Raw genomic sequence first — 21,945 nt, 5'->3', positions numbered from 1 at the left:
GCGGCCTTCTCCGGCGGGCCGAGCGGCGGTTCCCCCGCCGGGGTGGGGGGAACCGCTACTTTCAGCCCATTGGCGTGTTTCAGCCGGTCGGCGTGGCCTCCGCGCGGGGGGAGGGCCGCACCTGGCCCGTCCCGGGCGAGGGCCGCACCTGGCTGAACACCTCGTGCGGCAGGGGCAGGCCGCCGGGCGTGCCGGGCGCGCCGCCGGTCCCCTCGGCCAGCAGATAGGCCTGGGCCTCGCCGACGTGGAAGTACATCCCGTGCAGCTCCAGGGTCCCCTCGGCGAGGCGGCGCGCGACCGCCTCGTGGGCCCGCAGATGCTCCAGCTGCTGCACCACGTTGGTCAGGCACAGCTGCTCCACCGCGTCCGCGGGGGCCCGCCCGGCGAGCCGCGGGGCGATCCTGCCGGAGGGCTCGGCGGTGCTGGACGCGGCCATCCGCTCCAGGCTCGGCAGGCCGTGCCGCAGCCACCGCTTGAGCGGCGTCTGCGCCCCGGTCGGCGGCGAGCTGAGCAGCGCCTGCATCGCCCCGCACCCCGAATGCCCGCACACGGTGATGGACTTGACCTCCAGCACGTCCACCGCGTACTCGATCGCGGCGGCGACCGAGTCGTCCCCGCTCTCGGCGCCGGGCAGCGGCACGAGATTGCCCACGTTCCGCACGACGAAGAGGTCGCCCGGGCCGCTGGACGTGATCATGGAGGTGACGACCCGGGAGTCGGCACACGTGAGGAACAGCTGCACGGGCCGCTGCCCCTCGCGGGCGAGCCGCGCCAGCTCACCCCGCACACGGGGGGCCGTGTGCTGCTGGAAGGCGCTGATGCCCTGGGCCAGTTCGTGCTGGTGGTGGGGGTGGCCGTGGGGGGCGTCGGGGGAGTGCTGCGGGGGCGCCTCGCAGTTGTGGTTGCGCCACGGCGTCCAGGGGCGGCAGCTGCAGTGGGCGATCCTGGCGGGCTCGGCGATCCGCTGGCCGCCACGGCCGGTGATCTCGGCCGTGCCGCCGTGCGCGGCGTGCGCGTCCTGCCAGCTCTGCAGCGTCTCGTACGCCGCGTGGTCCATGAAGGAGCCGTCCAGCTCCACGACGGCGTGCGCCCGGTGCGGGATGTGGTGCAGACAGCGGCTGAGGCGGGGCACGGCGAGGAACGTCAACTGTCCTCGGACGTGCACGTGATGGACTCCTTCCGCGTCCTCGTCGCAGGTGATGCGGGTGCGGGCGAGGCGGTGCAGGGCCACGGCCACGGCGGCGGCGACGCCGAGCGCGACCCCTTCGAGGACGCCGAGCACGACCACGCCGAGGGTGGTGACCGCGTAGACCAGGATCTCGCGGTGCCGGGTGACGGTACGGATGTGGTTCAGGCTGACCATCTGGATGCCGACGGCCATGACGAGGGCGGCGAGGGCGGCGAGCGGGATCAGCTCCAGGACGGGCACGAGCAGCAGGGCGGCTACTACTACCCAAACGCCGTGCAGCATCGTGGAGTTCCTGCTGACGGCACCCGCGCGGACATTCGCCACGCTGCGCACCGCCACTCCGGCGACGGGAAGGCCGCCGAGCAGGCCGGAGACGATGTTCGACACACCCTGGCCGCGCAGCTCGCGGTCGAGGTCGGAACGGCCCACTCCGGGGGGCGAGTCCGGGCGGCCGGACGTGAGCTTGTCGATGGCGACCGCGCCGAGCAGCGACTGCACGCTGCACACCAGCGTGATCGTGAGCACGGCCGCCACCAGGCCGAGCGCGGGCCCTTCGGGCAGTCCCGCGAGCGCGTGGCTGCGCCAGGACGGCAGGTCGACCTTGTCCAGCTGGAGCGCGGCGAAGCCCGCGAGCGCCGTGGCGGCGGCGACGGCCACCAGGGGGGCGGGCAGGACCCGCGCCGCGCGCCCCGCCCGCCCGGGCAGACGGGGCCAGACGAGCAGCAGGAGGAAGGTCAGAAGGCTGATCGACAGGGCGGCCGGACGCACCTCGGTCAACTGGGCGGGCAGCGCCCTGAGGTTGGCGATCACGGAGCTCTGCGGGGTGCCGCCGAGCACGATGTGCAGCTGGGCGACCGCGATGGTGACGCCGATCCCGGCGAGCATGCCGTGCACGACGGCGGGGCTGACGGCGAGGGCCGTGCGGGCCACGCGCAGACAGCCGAGGCCCACCTGGGTGAGCCCGGCGAGGACGGTGATCGCGCAGGTGGTGCGCCAGCCGTAGCGCTGGATGAGGTCGGCGGTGACGACGGTGAGCCCGGCGGCGGGGCCGCTGACCTGGAGCGGTGACCCGGCGAGACGGCCCCCGACGACGCCGCCGACGGCCGCGGCGACGAGGCCCGCCTGGAGGGGCGCTCCGGTGGCGAGGGCGATGCCCAGGGACAGGGGCAGGGCGATGAGGAACACGGCGATCGACGCGGAGAGGTCGGCGCCCGCGACACGGAAGGCGCGGCGCGGCGGTGGCGCGTGCGGCTGCCGGGTGCTTGCGGCCGGGGCCGAGTCGGTGGCGCGTGAGGGGACGCTGGCAGACATTTTCCCGACTCCTCCGGGGCGGCGCGGTCGCGGAACAGGTGGGCCTCCGACGGGCTGCCGGAGGGCGGGTCGCGGCCGTGGGTCACGGCGTTGCAGCGGCGGGACGACTCAACTCTCGGTAAACGAATCGTAATGCAGAGTAAAGGTCACGGCAGGATTTTTGGCGCAAATGGGGCAAGTGATCACCTCAACGAGTGATTAAGCCTATTCATCGGCTTGTCGTAATGGGGCTCCCGCACCTCTGTGCGAAGTTGCTTGGGTTCTGTCCCGATTCGTACGGAAGTAGGTGGGCGGATGGCCGCCAACCAGAGGACTGCCGCCGCGGCCGGGCTCGCCGCCCTCGTGGTCTGCGTCGCGGCCCTGGCCGGGTGCGGAGCTGGCGCGTCCGACACGAAGAAGAGCGCGCGCGAGGGCGCGCACGGCGCGAAGAAGCCGGCCGGTGCCGCCGCGCCCAAGTCACCGGTCCGGCTGATCGGCGACGGCTCCACGGCCTTCACCGGCAAGCAACCCCTGCTGCCCCGGCCGGAACGCCTCGCGCCGGGGCAGAAGCCGCCGCAGTTCGTGGTCTTCTCCTGGGACGGCGCTGGCGAGGACGGCCAGAAGCTCTTCTCGTACTTCCGCAAGGTCGCCAAGCGCAACAACGCCACGATGACCTACTTCCTCAGCGGCGTGTACATGCTTCCGCAGGAGAAGCGCGGGCTCTACAAGCCGCCGCAGCACCTGGCCGGCAGCTCGGACATCGGCTTCAACGACCGCAAGGGAATCAGGGACACCGTGGACCAGCTCCGCGGCGCCTGGCTCGAGGGCAACGAGATCGGCACGCACTTCAACGGCCACTTCTGCGGCGCGGGCCGGGGCGTCGACGAGTGGTCCGTCGACGACTGGAAGAGCGAGATCCGGCAGGCCAAGTCCTTTGTGAAGGCCTGGAAGACCAACGCGGGCGTGAAAAGCGCGCTGCCGCTGCCCTTCGACTACGACAAGGAGCTCATCGGCGCCCGCACCCCCTGCCTCGAAGGCAGGAAGAACTTCATGCGGGCCGCCCGCGAACTCGGCTTCCGCTACGACACCAGCGGGGTGAACAACCAGCTCTGGCCCGAGAAGAAGGAGGGCCTGTGGGACCTGTCGATGCAGCTCGTCCCCGTCCCCGGGCGCGGCTTCGAGACGCTCACCATGGACTACAACTTCATGGTGAACCAGTCCGGTTCGACCTCCCAGGGCGATCCGTCCCGGCATGAGTACTGGGGCGACCAGATGCGCGACGGCCTCCTCAAGGGCTTCGACCGCGCCTACTACGGCAACCGCGCGCCCCTGATCATCGGCAACCACTTCGAGTCCTGGAACGGCGGCACGTACATGCGCGCCGTCGAGGAGACCATCGAGCGGGTCTGCACCAAGAGGGACGTGCGGTGCGTGTCCTTCCGGCAGCTCGCCGACTGGCTGGACGCCCAGGACCCGCAGGTCCTCGCCAAGCTGACCAAGCTCGGCGTCGGCAAGGCCCCCAAGGAGGGCTGGCCCGCCTTCCTCTCGGCCCGCCCGGCCCCGGCACCCAAGGGGGTCCCGGGGGCCGAACCGGCCAAGAGGTAGCCGCGAGCGGCCCGTGAGGGTCCACCCGTGGGGCCTCTCACGCTGTGGCGACCGCTTCCTCGCGCAGGACGAAGTCGGGGTCGATCTGGGACGCCAGGTCGGCTCCGGTCCTGGCGTTGCCCCAGCTCTGCGCGTTCTTCAGGTGGAAGTGCACCATCTGGCGCGTGTACCGCTCCCAGTCGCGGTGCTCGTACGTGGCGTCGACGGCGTCCTGAAGCGTGCGCAGGGCGGTGCGGGTGGTGTCCTCAAGGAGGGCGAACCGGGGCGGGCGGCCCTTCTCCATGGAGCGCACCCAGTCCGAGTGCCCGACGGTCACCAGAAGGTCCTCGCCGACCTGCTCGCGCAGGAAGTCGATGTCGTCCTGGCACTGGACCTTGTTGCCCACGACCTTCAGGGCGACGCCGAAGTCCCGTGCGTAGTCGCGGTACTGGCGGTAGACGGAGACCCCCTTCCGGGTCGGCTCGGCGACGAGGAACGTCATGTCGAAGCGGGTGAACATTCCGGAGGCGAAGGAGTCCGAGCCGGCGGTCATGTCGACGACGGCGTACTCGTCGCGGCCGTCGACCAGGTGGTTCAGACACAGCTCCACCGCTCCGGTCTTGGAGTGGTAGCAGGCGACACCGAGGTCGGATTCGGTGAACGGCCCGGTGACCATCAAACGCACGGCGCCGCCGTCGAGTTCCACCGGCCGCGCGCACGCGTCGTAGACCGGGTTCTGCTCGCGGAGCCGCAGCAGCCGGGAGCCGTCGCCGGGCGGTGTCGTCTTGATCATCGTCTCGGCGGAGGCGATGCGCGGGTTGGCGCCGCGCAGATAGTCCTTGATGAGCGGCAGCCGCGCGCCCATGGCGGGCAGCTCGGCGGCCTGCTCGTCGTCGAGGCCGAGCGCGGCGCCGAGGTGCTGGTTGATGTCGGCGTCCACCGCGACGACGGGGGCGCCGGTGGTGGCGAGGTGTCGGATGAAGAGCGAGGACAGCGTGGTCTTGCCGCTGCCGCCCTTCCCCACGAAAGCGATTTTCATGGTCGGTTAGCGTAGTGGCGCGCCCCGCGGCACACCGGCCCTTGAGTGAAGAAGACCACTCCTTCGTGGGGCGGCGCCCCCGAGTGCGTAGGGTCGTACTCATGAGTACGACACCCGATCCGCTGGCTCCCCTGGGCGCCCTGCCCGGCGTCCCGGACGCCGTGGACTCCGTGCGCAAGGCCGTGGACCGCGTCTACGGACACCGGATCATGCGCCGCCGCAGCAACGAGATCACCTCGGAGGCCGCGCTGCGCGGAGCCCGTGGTTCCGCCGCGCTGTCCGGTGCCGCGTGGGCGCTCGAAGAGGTGCGCAGGCGCAGCGACTTCAGCGGTGACGCCGAGGCGCGCGTCGTGGGGGCCGCGCTGCGCCTCACGGCCGAGGCGGGGCAGCTGCTCTCCATCTGGCGCCAGTCGCCGCTGCGGGTCCTCGCGCGGCTGCACCTGGTCGCGGCGGCCGACTCGGACGAGACGGCGGGCCGTCCGCGCCTCGCGGGCGAGCCGGTCGACGAGCCCCTGGACGGGCCCGTGTCCGCGCTGGCGGTGCCGGGTGCCGACGAGGTGGCGGGACGCCTGGAGGGGCTCTCACGCATCGTCGTCGCGGGCAGCTCGGCACCCGCCCTGGTGATGGCATCGGTCGTGCACGGCGAACTGGCGGTGCTGCGGCCCTTCGGCTCGCACAACGGTCTGGTCGCGCGTGCGGCCGAGCGCGTCGTCCTGGTGGGCAGCGGGCTCGACCCGAAGTCGGTCTGCCCGGCCGAGGCGGGCCACGCGGAGCTGGGGCGCGACGCCTACGCGGCGGCGCTCGCGGGCTACGCGTCCGGGACGCCGGAGGGGGTCGCGGCCTGGATCGCCCACTGCGGCAAGGCCGTTGAGCTGGGCGTCAGGGAGTCGACGGCGGTGTGCGAGGCGCTGCAGCGGGGCGCCGCCTGAGGCGGCTCCGGCGGGGCACTTCCTGGGGCGGACCTCAGAAGAGGGCGATCGGCCCAGCGGGCTTCAAGGAGAGGGCGATCGGGCCCTGAACAGGGTTGCGGCGGTACGAGATTTCGTACCGCCGCTGGCATGTCCACCGAGTTACCAAGCGTCCTCGAATCATGTGCCCATCAGGTCGGGAACTTTGCCCGTCACCTGGTGCGGCTGGCCCGTAATCGACGGGTCGACGTCGCGTGGGTGCTCGGTGTTCATGCTTCGGTCCGTGGGGCCAGTTCTGCGGTTGAAGGTAATCCTCTCGGATGTCCTTGGTCTCGCGGGCCGTTGACTCCTTTGTACTACTGTCCTGGGGGAAGCGGAAGCCCTGGGCGCACTTCTTTACTTTTAGGTTCAAACAAGGGTGAACCGGACAGGGCTTTCCGGTCGCCCCTCGGAGCCCGGGCGCATCCCCACGCGCGCGTGTCAGCTCGCCGCCGCGGAGCGGCGGCGGGTGGCGAGCCAGACCAGGCCCGCGGTGGCCGCCGCGGCCCCCACCGCGGCCGCGGCGACGAGCGCCGGGCGCGGCGGCGCGGGCAGCCGCTGCTTGAGCCGCACCGGGCGGTGGAAGTCCAGGATCGGCCACTCGCGCGCGAGGGCCTCGCGGCGCAGCGCCCGGTCGGGGTTGACGGCATGGGGGTGGCCGACGGCATCGAGCATCGGCATGTCGGTGAACGAGTCGCTGTAGGCGTAGCAGCGCTCCAGGTCGTACCCCTCCGACTCGGCGAGCTCCTTGATCGCCTCCGCCTTCGTCGGACCGTACGCGTAGTACTCCACCTCACCCGTGAAGCAGCCGTCGGGGCCGACGACCATCCGGGTGGCCACCACCCGGTCCGCGCCGAGCAGTTCACCGATCGGCTCGACCACCTCGGCGCCCGAGGTGGAGACGATGACGACGTCCCGCCCGGCGGTGTGGTGCTGCTCGATGAGCGAGGCGGCCTCGTCGTAGATGATCGGGTCGATCAGGTCGTGCAGGGTCTCGGCGACGATCTCCTTGACCTGCTGCACGTTCCACCCCCGGCAGAGCGCGGACAGGTACTCGCGCATCCGCTCCATCTGGTCGTGGTCGGCGCCACCGGCGAGGAACACGAACTGGGCATATGCGGTCCGCAGTACCGCTCGCCGGTTGATCAGGCCACCTTGGTAGAACGACTTGCTGAAGGTGAGGGTGCTCGACTTCGCAATGACCGTCTTGTCCAGGTCAAAGAAGGCGGCTGTGCGAGGCAAGGAGTGGTTTTCCACGAGCCCGAGCATAGGCGCCCACCATTCGGCGTAAGCTGAGGCGCGTGGGTTTGCCTGAGAAGGCTCTCGGGTACACCATGGAAGTCACGGATCGTTCGCGACCGTGCTAACCCGGTCTGGCTCCTCCCCCCCCGAGTCGGACCGAGGGGACGACCCCCGCTCTCCCCCCCGGCGGGGGTCGTCGCATGTCCGGATGGGTTTTTGCCCCCGGTTTCTGATCTTCATTGTTCGCCGAGCGTCCACATGGGCCGCTAGGGCGCCGCTGAGCCCTGCCCACAATTCCTCACTGTGCGTAGTCGTAGCGCTGCGCTGCGGAAGTCGTTCGGGGCCTCACCGGTATGGGTGACGGAGATATTCACAGCCCCCGCCTTCTCCACAGTTATTGACCAAGATCCACACGATTTCCGGGAGCGCAGCACGCTGATTCCGCTCGTGAAGTTCATGGCCGGATTCCATTGGCCGGTCTCCGCGGGCTCGGATCCGGATGCGCACAGGCACGCATTCGAAGGACGTGCAGCGAGAGGGGGCTGGAGATCGTGGGCGGAGTCATTGCGGGCGACGCGTCGCCGCCGTCCGACGGGCGGCCGGGCGCACCACTGATCGTCACCGAGGACGCGGACCTGCTGGATGACCTGCTGCGGCTGTGCGCCGCGGCGGGTGCGCGACCCGAGGTGCACCACGGGGTGCCGGAGCGCGGGGGCGGCAAGGACACCTGGGCCTCGGCCCCGCTCGTCCTGGTCGGGGACGACGCGGCGGACCGGGTGCGCGGAGCCGCGCGGCGGCGCGGAGTGGTGCTGGTTGGGCGGGATCAGGACGATTCCGACGTGTGGCGGCGCGCGGTGGAGATCGGCGCCGAGCAGGTCCTCGTCCTGCCGGACGGCGAGCAGTGGCTGGTGGACCGCATCGCCGACGTGGCCGAGGGCGTGGGGCGGCCCGCCCTCACCATCGGCGTCATCGGCGGCCGGGGCGGTGCCGGGGCCTCCACCCTGGCCTGCGCCCTCGCCGTCACGGCGGCGCGCGCCCGGCGGCGCACCATGCTCATCGACGCCGACCCGCTGGGCGGCGGGCTCGACGTCCTGCTCGGCGGCGAGACCGCGGACGGGCTGCGCTGGCCCGCCTTCGCCCAGTCGCGCGGCCGGGTCGGCGGCGGCGCCCTGGAGGAGTCGCTGCCCCAGCTGCACGACCTGCGGGTGCTCAGCTGGGATCGCGGCGACACCGTCGCCGTCGCCCCGCAGGCGATGCGGGCCGTCCTCGCCGCGGCCCGCAGGCGCGGCGGCGTGGTCGTCGTGGACCTGCCGCGCCGTGTGGACGAGACGGTGGGCGAGGCGCTCGCCCAGCTCGACCTGGGCCTCCTGGTGGTGCCGCGCGAGCTGCGCGCGGTGGCCGGGGCGCGCCGGGTCGCGTCGGCCGCGGGCATGGTGCTGCGGGACCTGCGGGTCGTGGCCACCACAGGCCGGTCCGGGCGCGGCACGCTCGACGGAGGCGACGGGCTCGACGCGGGCGAGGTCGCGCGCCTCCTCCAGCTGCCCCTCATCGGCGAGCTGCCCTGGGAGCACGGCCTCGTGGCGGCCCAGGACGGCGGACAGCCACCCGGCGGCCTGGCGCGCGGACCGCTCGCCCGGTTCTGCGCCGCCTTCTGGCAGCAGCTTCCGGCCGACACCACCGGAGGACGCGTATGAACGCCGTCGTGGGTGCCCGCATGCTCGACGGCGTACGCCAGTGGCTCGCCGCGAACGGCACGGAGCCGACCCCGGCCCGGGTCGCCGAAGCCCTGCGGGCCCAGGCAGGCGTCCTGGGCGACGCCGAAGTCCTGGGGGCGGCCCAGCAGCTGCGCTCCGAGCTCGTGGGCGCCGGCCCGCTCGAACCCCTGCTCGCGGACCCTTCGGTGACCGATGTCCTGGTGTCCGCGCCGGACCGGGTGTGGGTGGACCGTGGCGGCGGCCTGGAGCTCACGGAGGTGGCGTTCCGGGACGCGGCGGCCGTGCGGCGGCTCGCCCAGCGGCTCGCTGCGGTCGCGGGGCGGCGCCTGGACGACGCGCGGCCCTGGGCGGACGCCCGCCTTCCGGACGGCACCCGGCTGCACGCCGTCCTACCCCCGGTCGCCGTCGGCTCGACCTGCCTGTCCCTGCGGGTCGTGCGGCCGCGGGCCTTCACCCTCGCGGAGCTGACGGCCGCGGGCACGGTGCCGCCCGGCGGCGAGCGCTTCCTGCGCGCCCTGCTCGACGCCCGCCTGTCGTACGTGATCAGCGGCGGCACGGGCAGCGGCAAGACGACGCTCCTGAGCACCCTGCTCGGCCTGGTCGGCCCGGGGGAGCGGATCGTCCTCGCCGAGGACTCCGCGGAGCTGCGCCCCGAGCACCCGCACGTGGTGCGCCTGGAGACCCGGCCGGCGAACCAGGAGGGCGCGGGGTTCGTCGGCCTCGACGACCTGGTGCGCCAGGCCCTGCGGATGCGACCCGACCGGCTCGTCGTCGGCGAGGTCCGGGGCGCGGAGGTCGTGCATCTCCTGGCCGCGCTCAACACGGGCCACGAAGGCGGCTGCAGCACCCTGCACGCGAACGCCGCGGCGGACGTCCCGGCCCGCCTCGAAGCCCTGGGCACGGCCGCCGGGCTCGACCGCGCGGCCCTGCACAGCCAGGTGGCGGCCGCGCTCTCCGTGGTCATCCACCTCGCCCGGGACCGGGCCGGGCGCCGCCGCGTGGCCGAAGTGCACGTCCTGGAGCGGGACGCCACCGGGCTCGTGACGACGGTGCCCGCGCTGCGGTGGGGCGAGCGCGGCTTCGTCCAGGAGCGCGGCTGGCGGCGGCTGAGCACCCTGCTCGGAAGCCGGGGTGAGACCGCGTGAGCGCGGCGACGGCATGGGGTGCGGTGCTGTGCGCGGGCGGTTCGGTGTGGCTCCTGGGAGGGCGCGCCCGGGTCCGGGAGCTGCGGCGGGCGAGGCTGGCGCTCGCGGTGCCCGGGACGGCGGGCCCCGGGCCCTTGTGGCACCGGACAGTCGCCGTGGTGCGCGAGCGGCTCGGCGGCCGTGTGGGGTCCGAAGTATGGGTTCTGGCGGGCGGCTTGGCCATCGCGGTCCTGGGCGAATCGATGGCGCCGCTCGTCGCGGGGGCGGTCGGTGTGCCCCTGGCCGGGCGGCTGCGCAGGGCCCGGGAGGCCCGCAGGGAGCGGGAGCGGCGCACGGACGCGGTGATCGCTCTGTGCGGGGCGCTCGCGGGCGAGGCGCGCGCGGGGAGGCAGCCGGGCGAGGCGCTGCGGACGGCCACGGAAGACCCCGCGGTGGGCCGGTCCGATACGGGGTCCGCAGAGCTGGTGGGCTCCGGTCGGTCTGGGGGCCGGGGGCTCGGCGGGGAGTGGGCCGGGGTGCTCGCGGCGGCGCGGTTCGGCGGGGACGTGCCGGGGGCGCTGCGCGAGGCCGCCCGGGAGCCCGGCGCCGAGGGGCTCCTGGGGCTCGCGGCCTGCTGGCGGGTCGCTGTCGACCGGGGCGCGGGGCTCGCGGCGGGCCTGGAGCGGCTGGAGGGTGCCCTGCGGGCCGAGCGTGACCAACGCTCCGATCTGCGGGCCCAGTTGGCGGGCGCCCGGTCGACGGCCGTGTTGCTCGCCGGGCTTCCCGCGCTCGGCCTGTTGATGGGCGGCGCGCTCGGCGCCCGGCCGCTGCGGGTGTTGCTGCACACGGGAGCGGGCTTCGGGTGCCTCCTCGTGGGCGGGCTTCTGGAGGGCACGGGCGCCTGGTGGGCGCTGCGGATCATGCGAAAGGCGGAGGGGCGATGAGCGAGGCCGAGGTTTTCCACAGGGTGGGGGTGGCTGTGTGGTCGGCGGTGGTGGTGCTGTGGTTGGCCCTCGTGGCGACAGCGGTCCGGCGTGAACGGGCCCTGGGCAGACGCGTGGTGGCGGCTCTGGGCGAGCAGGGGCGGGCGGGTCGGCCCTGGCCGTGGAGGCCGCGGTGGCGCGGGCGGTGGCGCGCGCGGTGGCATGGCGGCCTGTCCGGGCGGCGGGACGGGGTCCGCGTGCGGCTCGCCGTGGTCGGCGCGGTCGCCGCCGGATGGGCGCTGCTCGGCGGGGCGACGGGCCTCGTAGTCGGCGTGGGGCTCGGCTGCGCCGTGGCGCGGATGGGACGGAGCCCCGGCCAGGAGGCGGAGTTCGACGCGGCTGAGGCCGCGCGGCAACTTCCCTTGGCGGCCGACCTGGTGGCGGCGTGCGTGGCTGCCGGGGCCGGGCCGGTCGTGGCGGCTCAGGCCGTCGGGGAGTCGCTGCGCGGGCCGGTCGGCGAGCGGCTCGCGTGGGGCGCGGCACAGGTGCGGCTCGGCGGTGAGCCCGCGGACGCCTGGCGGCAGTTGGGCGCCGTTCCGGGCGCCGGGGCGCTGGCCCGGCTCCTGGAGCGGGCTGGGGAGTCCGGGGCGCCCGCGGCCGCTCCCGTGGCCCGCCTCGCCGCGGACTGCCGGGCGGACAGAGCCCGCGAGGCGACCGCCCGGGCCCGCCGCGCCGCGGTCGCGATGACGGCTCCGGTGGGGCTGTGCTTCCTGCCCGCGTTCATCGCGCTCGGGGTGGTGCCGGTGGTCATGGGCCTCGGGGGAGCGCTGCTGAGCGCCCGCTGAAGGGGTGCCGTCGGCCGCGCGGAGGGGTGCGGCCGCGAGCCCGGAAGGCGGAAGGCCTGCGGTCCGGAAGGCGGAGGGCCGTGAGTTCGGAAGGCGGAGGGTCCGCGAGTCCGGAAGGCGGAGGGCTGTGAGTTCGGAAGGCGGGGGGCTGTGAGCAAGGACAGGAAATTTCGTATCTCAACGAGGGGACATCTCATGGGGGTTGGTATGTCGCGACAGGGCCAGGGACACGAGCCGGGCCAGGGACCCGGGCGGGTCCAGGGACACGAGCAGGGACAGGGGCGGAGTCAGGGGAGTGGCCGTGGCTGTGGGCGGGTGCCGGGGCGCGGGCACGGGCGCGGGTACGACTCGGCGCGGGCCTGGGCGTCACGCCGCTGGGCGGGGACGCGCACCGGCGCGCGGGATGCCGGAATGGCGACCTCCGAGTACGCCATGGGGCTGATCGCAGCCGTGGGCTTCGCCGGGCTGCTCTACAAGGTGGTGACGAGCGGGCCCGTCCACGCCGGGCTGCAAGCGGTGGTGGAGAGGGCGCTCCATGTGCAGTTCTGAGGCGGGGGCGGCCGCAGAGGGCACCTCCGGTCGGGCCAGGAGCAGGGCAAGGGCCGCAGGACGGGGCGGCGCGGGCGGGCCCGAGGAGCGGGGCGACGCCGGGTTCGTGACGGCGGAGGCGGCCGTGGTCCTGCCGACCCTGGTGCTGTTCACGATGGGGCTCCTGTGGATCCTCATGACCGCGTCCGCGCAGATCCAGTGCGTGGACGCGGCCAGGGCGGGGGCGCGGGCGATGGCACGTCAGGATCCGCAGGGCACAGCCGTGGCGGCGGCCCGGCAGGCGGCACCGCCCGGCGCGCGCGTCGCCGTGCGCCGGGACGGGGACCTGGTGCGGGTCGAGGTGGTGGCACCGTCACCGGGCCCGCGGCCCTTGGGGCTCGGGGTGCGGCTGCGCGCGGAGGCCGTGGCGCTGGCGGAGGACGCGGTGGGGGCGGGTGCGGCGGGGGTGGGCACGTGAGACGGGCCGGGCCGCGGGCGGGCCGGAGCGCTGTCCAGGTGGGCCTCCGGGCGGGCCGGAGCGCCGCCCAGGCCGACAGGGGTGCCGCCACGGTGTGGGTGGTGGTCGTCCTGGCCGTGCTGTGCGTGGTCACCGGTGCCGCCCTGGCGATGGCGCAGGTGACGGTCGCCCGGCACCGGGCGGGCGGCGCCGCGGATCTGGCCGCGCTCGCCGCGGCGGACCACTGGACGGCCGGGCCCGACGAGGCCTGCGCGCGGGCGGGCCGGGTGGCGCGGGCGCAGGGCACGCGGATCGTGAAGTGCGAGGTCCAAGGCCAGGTGTCGGACGTGACGGCGGCGGCGGAGCTCGGGCCGTTCACGACGGAGGTCAGATCACGGGCCGGGCCCGCGATGCCGACAGGCCTCGGCACGCCCCGGCAGGAGCCAGTGGGCACCCCCGGCCAGGGCTCAGTCCACCGGCGCGTCCTTCAGGAGGGTGGTGAGCAGACGGACCGCGCCGCGTTTGTGCAGGGGCTCGTTGCCGTTGCCGCACTTGGGGGACTGGATGCACGACGGGCACCCGGCCTCGCACTCGCAGGAGGCGATGGCCTCGCGGGTGGCGGTGAGCCAGGCGCGGGCGGTGTGGAAGGCGCGCTCGGCGAACCCGGCGCCGCCCGGATGAACGTCGTACACGAAGACCGTCGGGAGGAGCGTGTCCGGGTGCAGGGGCACGGAGACGCCGCCGATGTCCCAGCGGTCGCACGTGGCGAAGAGCGGCAGCATGCCGATGGAGGCGTGCTCGGCGGCGTGCAGGGCGCCGCCGAGGATCTCCGGGTTGATCCGGGCCGCGTCGAGCTGGTCCTCGGTGACCGTCCACCACACCGCGCGGGTGCGCAGGGTGCGCGGCGGCAGGTCGAGCTTGGTCTCGCCGAGCACTTCGCCGGTGATGAGCTTGCGGCGCAGGAAGGAGACGACCTGGTTGGTGACTTCGACGGAGCCGTAGCAGAGGCGGCCGGGCCCCCAGGGGATCTCGGTGTCGGTGTCGAGGACGGAGATGGCGGTGGTGTCGCGGGCGGTCGTCGAATAGGGCGGGACGGCCTCCTCGACGAGCGCGACGGAGTCCTCCAGATCCAGGTGGCGCACGAGATACGTACGGCCCTGATGGAGGTGGACCGCGCCTTCGTGGACGGTCGTGTGCGCGGCGGAGGCGTCGACGGTGCCGAGCAGCCGACCCGTGCCCTCCTCGACGACCTGGACGGGGCGGCCGCCCCCGCCGCGGATGTCCGCGAGGTCGGCGGCGCGCTCGCGGCGGGTCCAGTGCCAGGCCTTCGTGCGGCGGCGCAGCAGCTTCGCGGCCTCCAGCTGCGGCATCAGCTCCTCGGCGGTCGGCCCGAAGAGTGGGAAGTCCTCCTCGGTGAGGGGAAGTTCCGCGGCGGCGGCGCACAGGTGGGGCGCGAGGACGTACGGATTGTCGGGATCGAGAACGGTCGACTCGACGGGCTGGTGGAACAGCGCCTCGGGATGGTGGACGAGATACGTGTCCAGAGGATCGTCGCGGGCCACGAGCACCGCCAGGGAACCCTGCCCCGAGCGCCCGGCGCGGCCCGCCTGCTGCCACAGCGAGGCCCGGGTCCCCGGATAGCCCGCGATGAGGACGGCGTCCAGGCCGGACACGTCCACGCCGAGTTCGAGGGCGGTGGTGGCGGCGAGGCCGAGGAGTTCGCCGGAGTGCAGGGCCTGTTCCAGGGCGCGGCGTTCCTCGGGGAGATAGCCGCCCCGGTAGGCGGCGACGCGGCGGGCCAGGGAGCGGTCGACCTCGCTGAGGCGCTCCTGGGCGATCACGGAGATCAGCTCGGCGCCGCGCCGGGAGCGGACGAAGGCGACGGAGCGGACGCCCTGCACGGTCAGGTCGGTGAGCAGGTCGGCGGTCTCGGCGGTGGCGGTGCGGCGCACCGGGGCGCCCTTCTCGCCGTGGAGCTCGGTGAGCGGCGGCTCCCAGAGGGCGAAGACGACCTCACCTCGGGGCGAGCCGTCGTCGGCGACCTCGGTGACGGGCAGGCCGGTCAGGCGCCGCGCGGCCACGGCGGGCTCCGCGGCCGTGGCGGAGGCGAGGAGGAAGACGGGATCGGAGCCGTAGCGGGCGCACAAGCGGCGCAGGCGGCGGAGGACTTGGGCGACGTGCGAGCCGAAGACGCCGCGGTAGGTGTGGCACTCGTCGATGACGACGTAGCGCAGGGCCCGCAGGAAGGAGGACCAGCGGGGGTGGGACGGGAGGATCCCGCGGTGCAGCATGTCGGGGTTGGTCAGGACGTAGTTGGCGTACTGGCGCACCCACTCGCGTTCCTCGACGGGGGTGTCGCCGTCGTACACGGCGGGTCTGACGGCCGGGCCGAGCGGTTCGGCCAGGGCGCGCACGGCGCGGCGCTGGTCGGCGGCGAGGGCCTTCGTGGGGGCCAGGTACAGGGCGGTGGTGCCGCGCCCGTTCGCGGCCTCGGCGCCGTCCAGGAGGGCGGAGAGCACCGGTGTGAGATATGCCAATGACTTGCCGGACGCGGTGCCGGTGGCGACGACGACGGACGTGCCGTCAAGCGCGTGTTCGGCGGCCCGTGCCTGGTGGGCCCAGGGGTGCTCGATTCCGGCCTTCTGGACGGCGGCGACGACCTCGGAGCGGATGCGATCGGGCCAGACGGCATAGCGGGCCGCCCTCGGGGGCAGGTGCTCCGTATGAGTGACGCGCGCAGCCCGGCTCGGCCCCGTGGTCAGACGGTCCAGGACCGTCTGCGGGGAGACGTGTGCCGGGGTGTCCGCCGAGGGTCTTCCGGAAGGGGAAAAGTTGGCCATCGGCATCGAGTGTGTCACTGGCGGGATGGACAATGGTCCGAAGGCGTCGTGCACGCCTGCCCGTAAGTGATTGAATGCCATCGCGGCTGGCGATCCGTCCCGGGGGCGTGGGCCGAGGTGTCCCGAGGGGCGACCGCTCGATAGCAAGGTGCTGGAGGATCCGTGGACCTGTCTCTGTCGACCCGTACCGTCGGCGATCGTACGGTCGTCGAGGTCGGTGGCGAAATCGATGTTTATACCGCGCCCAAGCTGCGCGAGCAGTTGGTCGAGTTGGTGAACGACGGCAGTTTCCATCTGGTCGTCGACATGGAGCGCGTGGACTTCCTCGACTCCACCGGACTCGGCGTGCTGGTCGGCGGCCTGAAGCGCGTGCGGGCCCACGAGGGCTCGCTGCGCCTGGTGTGCAACCAGGAGCGCATTCTCAAGATCTTCCGCATCACCGGCCTGACCAAGGTGTTCCCGATCCACACCTCGGTCGACGAAGCGGTCGCGGCCACCGACTGAGCCGGACGCCCCGGCAGGTCCGGGGTTTCCGGGCTCCGTCCCGGAGTGGCAGTACGGCGGGGGGCCGGGCCGACGGCCCGGCCCTTCGACAGCACGCGTGTATGTCCGAGGGGGATGCATGGCCACCGTTGAACTCCGCTTCAGCGCGCTGCCCGAGCACGTCAGGACCGCCCGACTGGTGGCGGCCGCGGTGGCGCGAAGGTCCGGAGTGGACGAGGCCGTCCTCGACGAGGTCAGGCTCGCGGTCGGCGAGGCCTGCACCCGTGCCGTGGGGCTGCATCAAGCCGCAGGGATCACCGCGCCCGTGCGCGTCGCGCTGGTCGAGGAGGAGAAGCAGTTCTCCATCGAGGTCGGTGACGAGGCGCCGCGCGTCGTGCCCGCGGCCGCGTCCGACGGCCGGCCCGGCGCTGAGGACCCCGAGGCCGAGGGCGAGGACGAGATGGGCCTCGCGGTGATCAGCGGGCTCGTCGACGACGTGGAGGTCACGGCGGACGAGGGCGGCGGCCTGATCCGCATGCGTTGGCCCACGACGCCCTAGCGACGCCCCGGCCGCGCCCGCGGCCAACGCTCTGCCGAGCCGCGCCCGCTCTGCCGAGCCGCGCCCCGAGCTCCATCCCGGCAGTGCCTCCTAGCCGGGCCTTCACGCGCGCCCCAGCGGTGCCTCCCGGCCATGCCCCAGCGGGTGCTTCCCGCCCGTGCTCCCGCGGGCCCCCAACGAGGCCACCCGGCCGCGCCTCCACGCGGGCCCCAGCGAGGCCTCCCACGACGGGCCCCAGCAAGGCCTCCCGCCGGGCTCCAGCGAGGCCTCCCGCCTGGCTCCACCGGACCGGACAGCGCATCCCATCCCCAAACCCCCTTTGCCGAAGCTGCGCCCCCAGGGCCCCGGCGAAGGCCCCGCGGCCGTGTGCCCCCACCGAGCGCCGCGCACCTGCCTCGCTCCGCCCCACCTGCCCCACCCGGCCGACCGGCCCGACCGGCCTCCTGCCGTCTCCCTCGTTGCATAAATCTGTTCTCCGTATGCCTGCGCACGGTTTTCGTTTATGTGACAAGTGAGGAAATTGGTGGGCGAGGGGGTGGTGATCAATGAAGGTGGGGGCCGAGAAGGCGTGGTCGACTCCGGCGTCAATGGTTTTGGGGCATTACCGCTTTCGGGGTCAATCGACGGCTGCGATCTTTTGAAGATACGCACCTGTGCGCCAATTCCGTTTGCGGCGCTCTGTTTTGATCAGGTCCGGCTCCCTACAATCCGTCCACATCTTGAGCTCAGCCCAAGCGTCAAGGAGGACGAATGGCGGGGCTTTCTACCCCTCATCAGCTTGACCACCCCTCAATCCTCGCGGGTCCGGTACTGACCGACGACAACCGCCTCATCGTGATGGTCATCGCGGCCGTCGCGATCGCGGCCCTGGCGGTCGCCTGGGTGCTCGTGCGCCAGGTGCTCGCGGCCGGCGAGGGCACCGACAGCATGAAGAAGATCGCCGCGGCGGTGCAGGAAGGCGCGAATGCCTATCTGTGGCGGCAGTTGCGGACCCTCGGCGTTTTCGCCGTCGTGGTGTTCTTCCTGCTCATGCTGCTGCCCGCGGACGACTGGAATCAGCGCATCGGCCGGTCGGTGTTCTTCCTGATCGGTGCGGCCTTCTCGGCCACCACCGGCTATATCGGTATGTGGCTCGCCGTGCGCAGCAATGTGCGCGTGGCCGCCGCGGCCCGGGAAGCGACACCGGCGGAAGGCGAGCCGGAAAAGGATCTCACCGCCGTCTCGCACAAAGCGATGAAGATCGCTTTCCGTACGGGCGGCGTCGTCGGCATGTTCACGGTGGGGCTCGGTCTGCTCGGCGCCTCCTGTGTCGTGCTCGTCTACGCGGCGGACGCACCGAAGGTGCTCGAAGGCTTCGGCCTCGGAGCCGCGCTGATCGCGATGTTCATGCGTGTCGGAGGCGGCATCTTCACCAAGGCCGCCGACGTCGGCGCCGACCTGGTCGGCAAGGTCGAACAGGGCATTCCGGAGGACGATCCGCGCAATGCCGCGACCATCGCCGACAACGTGGGCGACAACGTCGGCGACTGCGCAGGGATGGCCGCCGACCTCTTCGAGTCGTACGCCGTCACGCTCGTCGCCGCGCTGATCCTCGGCAAGGCCGCGTTCGGTGACTCCGGGCTCGCCTTCCCGCTGATCGTGCCCGCGATCGGCGTGATCACCGCGATGATCGGCATCTTCGCGGTGGCGCCCCGGCGCTCCGACCGCAGCGGGATGACCGCCATCAACCGCGGCTTCTTCATCTCGGCGTTCATCTCGCTCGCCCTCGTCGCGGTGGCCGTCTTCGTCTACCTCCCGTCCTCGTACGCGGACTTGGACGGCGTCGAGGACGCGGCGATCCTGACCAAGAGCGGCGACCCACGGGTCCTCGCGGTCGTGGCGGTCGCCATCGGCATCGTCCTGGCCGCGCTGATCCAGCAGCTGACCGGCTACTTCACCGAGACCAGCCGACGCCCCGTCAGGGACATCGGCAAGACCTCGCTCACGGGCCCGGCCACGGTCGTCCTCGCGGGCATCTCCGTCGGACTGGAATCGGCCGTCTACACGGCGCTGTTGATCGGCCTCGGCGTGTACGGGGCGTTCCTGCTCGGCGGTACGTCGATCATGCTCGCCCTGTTCGCGGTGGCGCTCGCCGGGACCGGCCTGCTCACCACGGTCGGCGTCATCGTCGCCATGGACACCTTCGGGCCGGTCTCCGACAACGCGCAGGGCATCGCCGAGATGTCCGGCGACGTCCAGGGCGCGGGCGCGCAGGTGCTCACCGACCTGGACGCCGTGGGCAACACCACCAAGGCCATCACCAAGGGCATCGCCATCGCCACGGCCGTCCTCGCGGCCTCGGCGCTGTTCGGCTCGTACCGGGACGCGATCGCCGAGGCGGCCGACGACGTCGGCCAGAAGCTCGGCGACGGCGCCCCGATGAACCTGGTGATGGACATCTCACAGCCCAACAACCTGGTGGGCCTCGTGCTCGGCGCCGCGGTCGTGTTCCTCTTCTCGGGGCTCGCGATCAACGCCGTGTCGCGGTCGGCCGGGGCCGTGGTGTACGAGGTGCGGCGGCAGTTCCGCGAGCGTCCGGGGATCATGGACTACACGGAGCAGCCCGAGTACGGGCGCGTCGTCGACATCTGCACCAAGGACGCGCTGCGCGAGCTGGCCACGCCCGGACTGATCGCGGTGCTCACGCCGATCGCGGTCGGCTTCACGTTCGGCGTGGGCGCGCTCGGCGCGTTCCTCGCCGGCGCGATCGGCACGGGCACGCTGATGGCGGTTTTCCTCGCCAACTCCGGTGGCGCGTGGGACAACGCGAAGAAGCTCGTCGAGGACGGCCACCACGGCGGCAAGGGCAGCGAGGCCCACGCCGCGACGGTGATCGGCGACACGGTCGGCGACCCGTTCAAGGACACCGCGGGCCCGGCGATCAACCCGCTCCTGAAGGTGATGAACCTGGTGGCGCTGCTCATCGCGCCCGCCGTCGTCAAGTTCAGCTACGGAGAGGACAAGAGCGTCGGGATGCGCGTCCTGATCGCGGTCCTGTCCATCGCGGTCATCGTCGGCGCGGTGTACGTCTCCAAGCGGCGCGGCATCGCCGTCGGTGACGAGGAGAACTCGGGGAAGGTCGCCAGCTCGGCCGACCCCGCGGTCGTCTCGTAGCCGGTCCCGCCGTCCCAACACGGGGGCGGGTGGCGCTTTTTGAGGCGCCGCCCGCCCCTCGTGCGTTCCGGCGGGCGGTACGGCGCGTGTCGTGAGCCTTCTCTCGCCCCGCGCCCCTTGGTGCAAATGGCTGCAATAGGGGCAGTAGGGGATGCCCGGCGTGGGGTCCCGGCCCGGTCGGCGTGTAAGTTCCGGGGCCGAGAGCCATGGAAGGGACCAATCCGGTGAACAAGAAGCTCGCGGCCGCAGTGTCCGGCGGTGCGGTACTGGTACTGGCGCTGTCGGGGTGCTCGGACGACGACGGCAACAAGAAGCTGGACGACTGGGCCAAGAAGGTCTGCGACACGGCCGTACAGGCGCAGTCCAAGAAGATCGCGGACGCCAACGCGGCGATCAAGAAGCAGACCGCGGACAACAGCTCGCCGGAGGAAGTGAAGAAGACCGACTCGCAGGCGTTCCAGGACATCTCCGACGCCTACAAGGAGCGCAGCGCCGCCCTGAAGAAGGCGGGCGCGCCGCCGGTCGACGACGGCGAGAAGAAGCTGAACGCCGCCGTGAAGGAGCTGGACGGCCTCTCCAAGTCGTACGCGGACCTCAAGGCGCAGACCGACAAGCTCGACACGAAGAACCAGTCGGCCTTCGCGGACGACCTCGCGAAGGTCGCCGAGGGCCTCGGCAAGCTCAGCAAGAGCGAGAACACGGCCCAGAAGCAGCTGGAGGCCGGGGACGTCGGCAAGGCCATGCGCGAGCAGGACAGCTGCAAGGCGGGCAGCTCGCCTTCGTCCTCCTGACGGCCTGTCGGCCGGACGCCTGACGGCCTGTCGGCCGGAGGTCTGGCGGCACGTCGGCCGGACGCCTGACGGCCTGTCGGCCGGAGGTCTGGCGGCCCGTCGCTCAGGCTTCGACGGCCCATCGGTCAGGCTTCCGCCAGCCCGTCGGCCGGATCCGTGAGGAGGGGCGCTCCCTGACAGGGGGCGCCCCTCTCGCATGCCCCTGCGGGGCCTATGCGCGTGCCGCCGTGGCCGCCACCGTCGTGTACCGCATCGTGAAGCCGCCCCCGGCCGCGTCCACGGCGGCTCCGACGCCCTGGAGGACCTCCTCCAGGAGGGCTGCCGGGAGGCCGGTGTGGCTGCCGGTCGTGGGCACCTGGTCCAGCCATTCGTCGCGGCTGTAGTCGCGCTCCCAGGCGAAGCGCCAGTGCTCCGGCGTGCCGAACGCGCCCGCCGCCCGCATTCCGTCGGCGGCCCTCAGGGCGAGGGCCGCGTACGCGTCCCCGGCGGGCGTCGTCCACTGGCGGGCGGCGAGCGAGTCGGGCAGCAGCCGGCGGTAGACCTCGGCGAAGGCCCGCGCCAGGTCGGCCGGGGGCTCGCCCGCGTTCCAGAACACCGCGAGGCGGCCGCCGGGCCGCAGCGTCCGCGCCGCCCGTGCCGCGCCCGCGACCGGGTCCACCCAGTGCCAGGTCTGGCCGGAGACGACCGCGTCGAAGGCCCGCCCCGCCGGGTCCCACTCCTCGAACGCCGCCACCTCCACCGTGAGGCCGCGCCGCCGTGCCAGGGCCGCCATCCGCGGATCCACCTCGACCCCGAGCACCCGGCACCCGGCCGCCTGGAACTGGCGGGCCGCGATGCCGGTCCCCGTGCCCACGTCGACGACGTCCGGCCCCGGGCTCGCGGCGACCACGCGGTCCACCAGGGCCCGGGGGTAGTGGGGCCGGGCCCGGTCGTAGCGCGCGGCGTCGATGCCGAACGACTCGGCCACGTCGCGGTGTTGATGGGGTGGGGGCTCATGGGGAGGACCCTGCTCCGACGGCCCCGGCGGTAAAGTGGGCATGTGCCCACTATGAGTGGGCGATCGCCCACTCGTCAACGGGCCCGTCGACCCGCGAACCGTCAACAGGCCCGTCGGTCACGAGCCGTCAACAGACCGTCGGCCGCGAGCCACAGAAGGCCGCGAGCCACAGAAGGTCGCAGAAGGCCGCCAGTCGCAGAAGGCCGCAGAAGGCCGCAGAAGGAGAGGAGGGCGCCCCG

General features: G+C 73.1%; 17 protein-coding genes and 1 pseudogene. 13 read left to right on the top strand and 5 right to left on the bottom strand.

The window, feature by feature from the left end; translation table 11 throughout:
- Positions 1-79: 79 nt before the first annotated feature.
- Positions 80-2,500: a bifunctional SulP family inorganic anion transporter/carbonic anhydrase gene (locus tag AC5WAM_RS18750; protein WP_495523218.1), complete on the bottom strand. Its 2,421-nt coding sequence runs from the start codon at positions 2,498-2,500 to the stop codon at positions 80-82.
- A 294-nt stretch (positions 2,501-2,794) separates the two neighbouring features.
- Between AC5WAM_RS18750 and AC5WAM_RS18745 the strand changes: the two genes are divergently transcribed.
- On the top strand, positions 2,795-4,084 hold the full coding sequence (locus AC5WAM_RS18745) for a polysaccharide deacetylase family protein (RefSeq protein WP_366792175.1): 1,290 nt from the start codon (positions 2,795-2,797) through the stop codon (positions 4,082-4,084).
- A gap of 37 nt (positions 4,085-4,121) precedes the next feature.
- Here AC5WAM_RS18745 and AC5WAM_RS18740 read toward each other — a convergent pair whose 3' ends face one another.
- Complete coding sequence (locus AC5WAM_RS18740) at positions 4,122-5,102, bottom strand: ATP-binding protein (RefSeq protein ID WP_366792176.1); 981 nt, start codon at positions 5,100-5,102, stop codon at positions 4,122-4,124.
- A 101-nt stretch (positions 5,103-5,203) separates the two neighbouring features.
- Here AC5WAM_RS18740 and AC5WAM_RS18735 point away from each other — a divergent pair, with 101 nt between their 5' ends.
- Positions 5,204-6,031: a Fic family protein gene (locus tag AC5WAM_RS18735; protein ID WP_366792177.1), complete on the top strand. Its 828-nt coding sequence runs from the start codon at positions 5,204-5,206 to the stop codon at positions 6,029-6,031.
- Positions 6,032-6,490: 459 nt separating this feature from the next.
- On the opposite strand, the gene AC5WAM_RS18730 is transcribed toward AC5WAM_RS18735, so the two are convergent.
- On the bottom strand, positions 6,491-7,318 hold the full coding sequence (locus tag AC5WAM_RS18730) for an HAD family hydrolase (protein WP_495523217.1): 828 nt from the start codon (positions 7,316-7,318) through the stop codon (positions 6,491-6,493).
- A gap of 515 nt (positions 7,319-7,833) precedes the next feature.
- Here AC5WAM_RS18730 and ssd point away from each other — a divergent pair.
- The 7 genes and pseudogenes from ssd to AC5WAM_RS18695 all read left to right on the top strand — a co-directional run.
- Positions 7,834-8,985 carry a septum site-determining protein Ssd gene (gene ssd / locus AC5WAM_RS18725; RefSeq protein ID WP_495523609.1) on the top strand — a complete coding sequence of 384 codons (1,152 nt, stop codon included), beginning with the start codon at positions 7,834-7,836 and terminating at the stop codon, positions 8,983-8,985.
- Entirely contained in the window at positions 8,982-10,151 is a 1,170-nt protein-coding gene (locus AC5WAM_RS18720; RefSeq protein ID WP_495523216.1) for a TadA family conjugal transfer-associated ATPase, read from the top strand. The genes ssd and AC5WAM_RS18720 overlap by 4 nt, the downstream gene beginning before the upstream one ends.
- Positions 10,148-11,074 carry a type II secretion system F family protein gene (locus tag AC5WAM_RS18715; protein ID WP_495523215.1) on the top strand — a complete coding sequence of 309 codons (927 nt, stop codon included), beginning with the start codon at positions 10,148-10,150 and terminating at the stop codon, positions 11,072-11,074. The genes AC5WAM_RS18720 and AC5WAM_RS18715 overlap by 4 nt, the downstream gene beginning before the upstream one ends.
- Positions 11,075-11,310: 236 nt before the next feature.
- Complete coding sequence (locus AC5WAM_RS18710; protein WP_495523214.1) at positions 11,311-11,898, top strand: type II secretion system F family protein; 588 nt, start codon at positions 11,311-11,313, stop codon at positions 11,896-11,898.
- Between the two features lie 195 nt (positions 11,899-12,093).
- Positions 12,094-12,447, top strand: a complete 354-nt coding sequence (locus AC5WAM_RS18705; protein WP_495523213.1) for a DUF4244 domain-containing protein — start codon at positions 12,094-12,096, stop codon at positions 12,445-12,447.
- Positions 12,434-12,904, top strand: coding sequence for a TadE family type IV pilus minor pilin (locus tag AC5WAM_RS18700; RefSeq protein WP_495523212.1), 471 nt, complete (start codon positions 12,434-12,436; stop codon positions 12,902-12,904). Before AC5WAM_RS18705 ends, AC5WAM_RS18700 begins: the two co-directional genes overlap by 14 nt.
- Positions 12,901-13,230 (top strand): annotated as a pseudogene (locus AC5WAM_RS18695) (Rv3654c family TadE-like protein); the annotation flags it as partial. The gene AC5WAM_RS18700 and the pseudogene AC5WAM_RS18695, both read left to right, overlap by 4 nt.
- Positions 13,231-13,350: 120 nt before the next feature.
- Here the strand turns inward: AC5WAM_RS18695 and AC5WAM_RS18690 are convergent.
- Positions 13,351-15,804, bottom strand: a complete 2,454-nt coding sequence (locus tag AC5WAM_RS18690; protein ID WP_495523211.1) for a DEAD/DEAH box helicase — start codon at positions 15,802-15,804, stop codon at positions 13,351-13,353.
- Between the two features lie 81 nt (positions 15,805-15,885).
- Between AC5WAM_RS18690 and bldG the strand changes: the two genes are divergently transcribed.
- The 4 genes from bldG to AC5WAM_RS18670 all read left to right on the top strand — a co-directional run bounded on the left by bldG (position 15,886) and on the right by AC5WAM_RS18670 (position 20,709).
- On the top strand, positions 15,886-16,227 hold the full coding sequence (gene bldG, locus AC5WAM_RS18685) for an anti-sigma factor antagonist BldG (RefSeq protein WP_030677886.1): 342 nt from the start codon (positions 15,886-15,888) through the stop codon (positions 16,225-16,227).
- Between the two features lie 118 nt (positions 16,228-16,345).
- Entirely contained in the window at positions 16,346-16,765 is a 420-nt protein-coding gene (locus tag AC5WAM_RS18680; protein WP_495523210.1) for an ATP-binding protein, read from the top strand.
- A 750-nt stretch (positions 16,766-17,515) separates the two neighbouring features.
- On the top strand, positions 17,516-19,918 hold the full coding sequence (locus tag AC5WAM_RS18675) for a sodium-translocating pyrophosphatase (protein WP_495523209.1): 2,403 nt from the start codon (positions 17,516-17,518) through the stop codon (positions 19,916-19,918).
- Positions 19,919-20,124: 206 nt separating this feature from the next.
- A complete protein-coding gene (locus AC5WAM_RS18670; RefSeq protein ID WP_366792187.1) occupies positions 20,125-20,709 on the top strand; it encodes a small secreted protein in 585 nt (194 codons plus the stop codon).
- Between the two features lie 211 nt (positions 20,710-20,920).
- Here AC5WAM_RS18670 and AC5WAM_RS18665 read toward each other — a convergent pair whose 3' ends face one another.
- Positions 20,921-21,748 carry a class I SAM-dependent methyltransferase gene (locus tag AC5WAM_RS18665; protein WP_495523208.1) on the bottom strand — a complete coding sequence of 276 codons (828 nt, stop codon included), beginning with the start codon at positions 21,746-21,748 and terminating at the stop codon, positions 20,921-20,923.
- Positions 21,749-21,945 lie beyond the last annotated feature (197 nt).

The organism is Streptomyces sp. JLYT201 (assembly GCF_059448825.1).
This window is presented reverse-complemented; position numbering and strand designations above follow the sequence as displayed.

Excerpts from the sequence above, each read along its gene's own strand:
- AC5WAM_RS18670 (WP_366792187.1), top strand. The coding sequence starts at position 20,125 with ATGGAAGGGACCAATCCGGTGAACAAGAAGCTCGCGGCCGCAGTGTCC.
- AC5WAM_RS18730 (WP_495523217.1), bottom strand. The coding sequence starts at position 7,318 with ATGCTCGGGCTCGTGGAAAACCACTCCTTGCCTCGCACAGCCGCCTTC.
- AC5WAM_RS18700 (WP_495523212.1), top strand. The coding sequence starts at position 12,434 with ATGTGCAGTTCTGAGGCGGGGGCGGCCGCAGAGGGCACCTCCGGTCGG.
- AC5WAM_RS18740 (WP_366792176.1), bottom strand. The coding sequence starts at position 5,102 with ATGAAAATCGCTTTCGTGGGGAAGGGCGGCAGCGGCAAGACCACGCTG.
- AC5WAM_RS18720 (WP_495523216.1), top strand. The coding sequence starts at position 8,982 with ATGAACGCCGTCGTGGGTGCCCGCATGCTCGACGGCGTACGCCAGTGG.
- AC5WAM_RS18735 (WP_366792177.1), top strand. The coding sequence starts at position 5,204 with ATGAGTACGACACCCGATCCGCTGGCTCCCCTGGGCGCCCTGCCCGGC.
- AC5WAM_RS18680 (WP_495523210.1), top strand. The coding sequence starts at position 16,346 with ATGGCCACCGTTGAACTCCGCTTCAGCGCGCTGCCCGAGCACGTCAGG.
- AC5WAM_RS18675 (WP_495523209.1), top strand. The coding sequence starts at position 17,516 with ATGGCGGGGCTTTCTACCCCTCATCAGCTTGACCACCCCTCAATCCTC.
- AC5WAM_RS18665 (WP_495523208.1), bottom strand. The coding sequence starts at position 21,748 with ATGCCCACTTTACCGCCGGGGCCGTCGGAGCAGGGTCCTCCCCATGAG.
- AC5WAM_RS18745 (WP_366792175.1), top strand. The coding sequence starts at position 2,795 with ATGGCCGCCAACCAGAGGACTGCCGCCGCGGCCGGGCTCGCCGCCCTC.
- AC5WAM_RS18750 (WP_495523218.1), bottom strand. The coding sequence starts at position 2,500 with ATGTCTGCCAGCGTCCCCTCACGCGCCACCGACTCGGCCCCGGCCGCA.
- AC5WAM_RS18705 (WP_495523213.1), top strand. The coding sequence starts at position 12,094 with ATGGGGGTTGGTATGTCGCGACAGGGCCAGGGACACGAGCCGGGCCAG.
- AC5WAM_RS18690 (WP_495523211.1), bottom strand. The coding sequence starts at position 15,804 with ATGGCATTCAATCACTTACGGGCAGGCGTGCACGACGCCTTCGGACCA.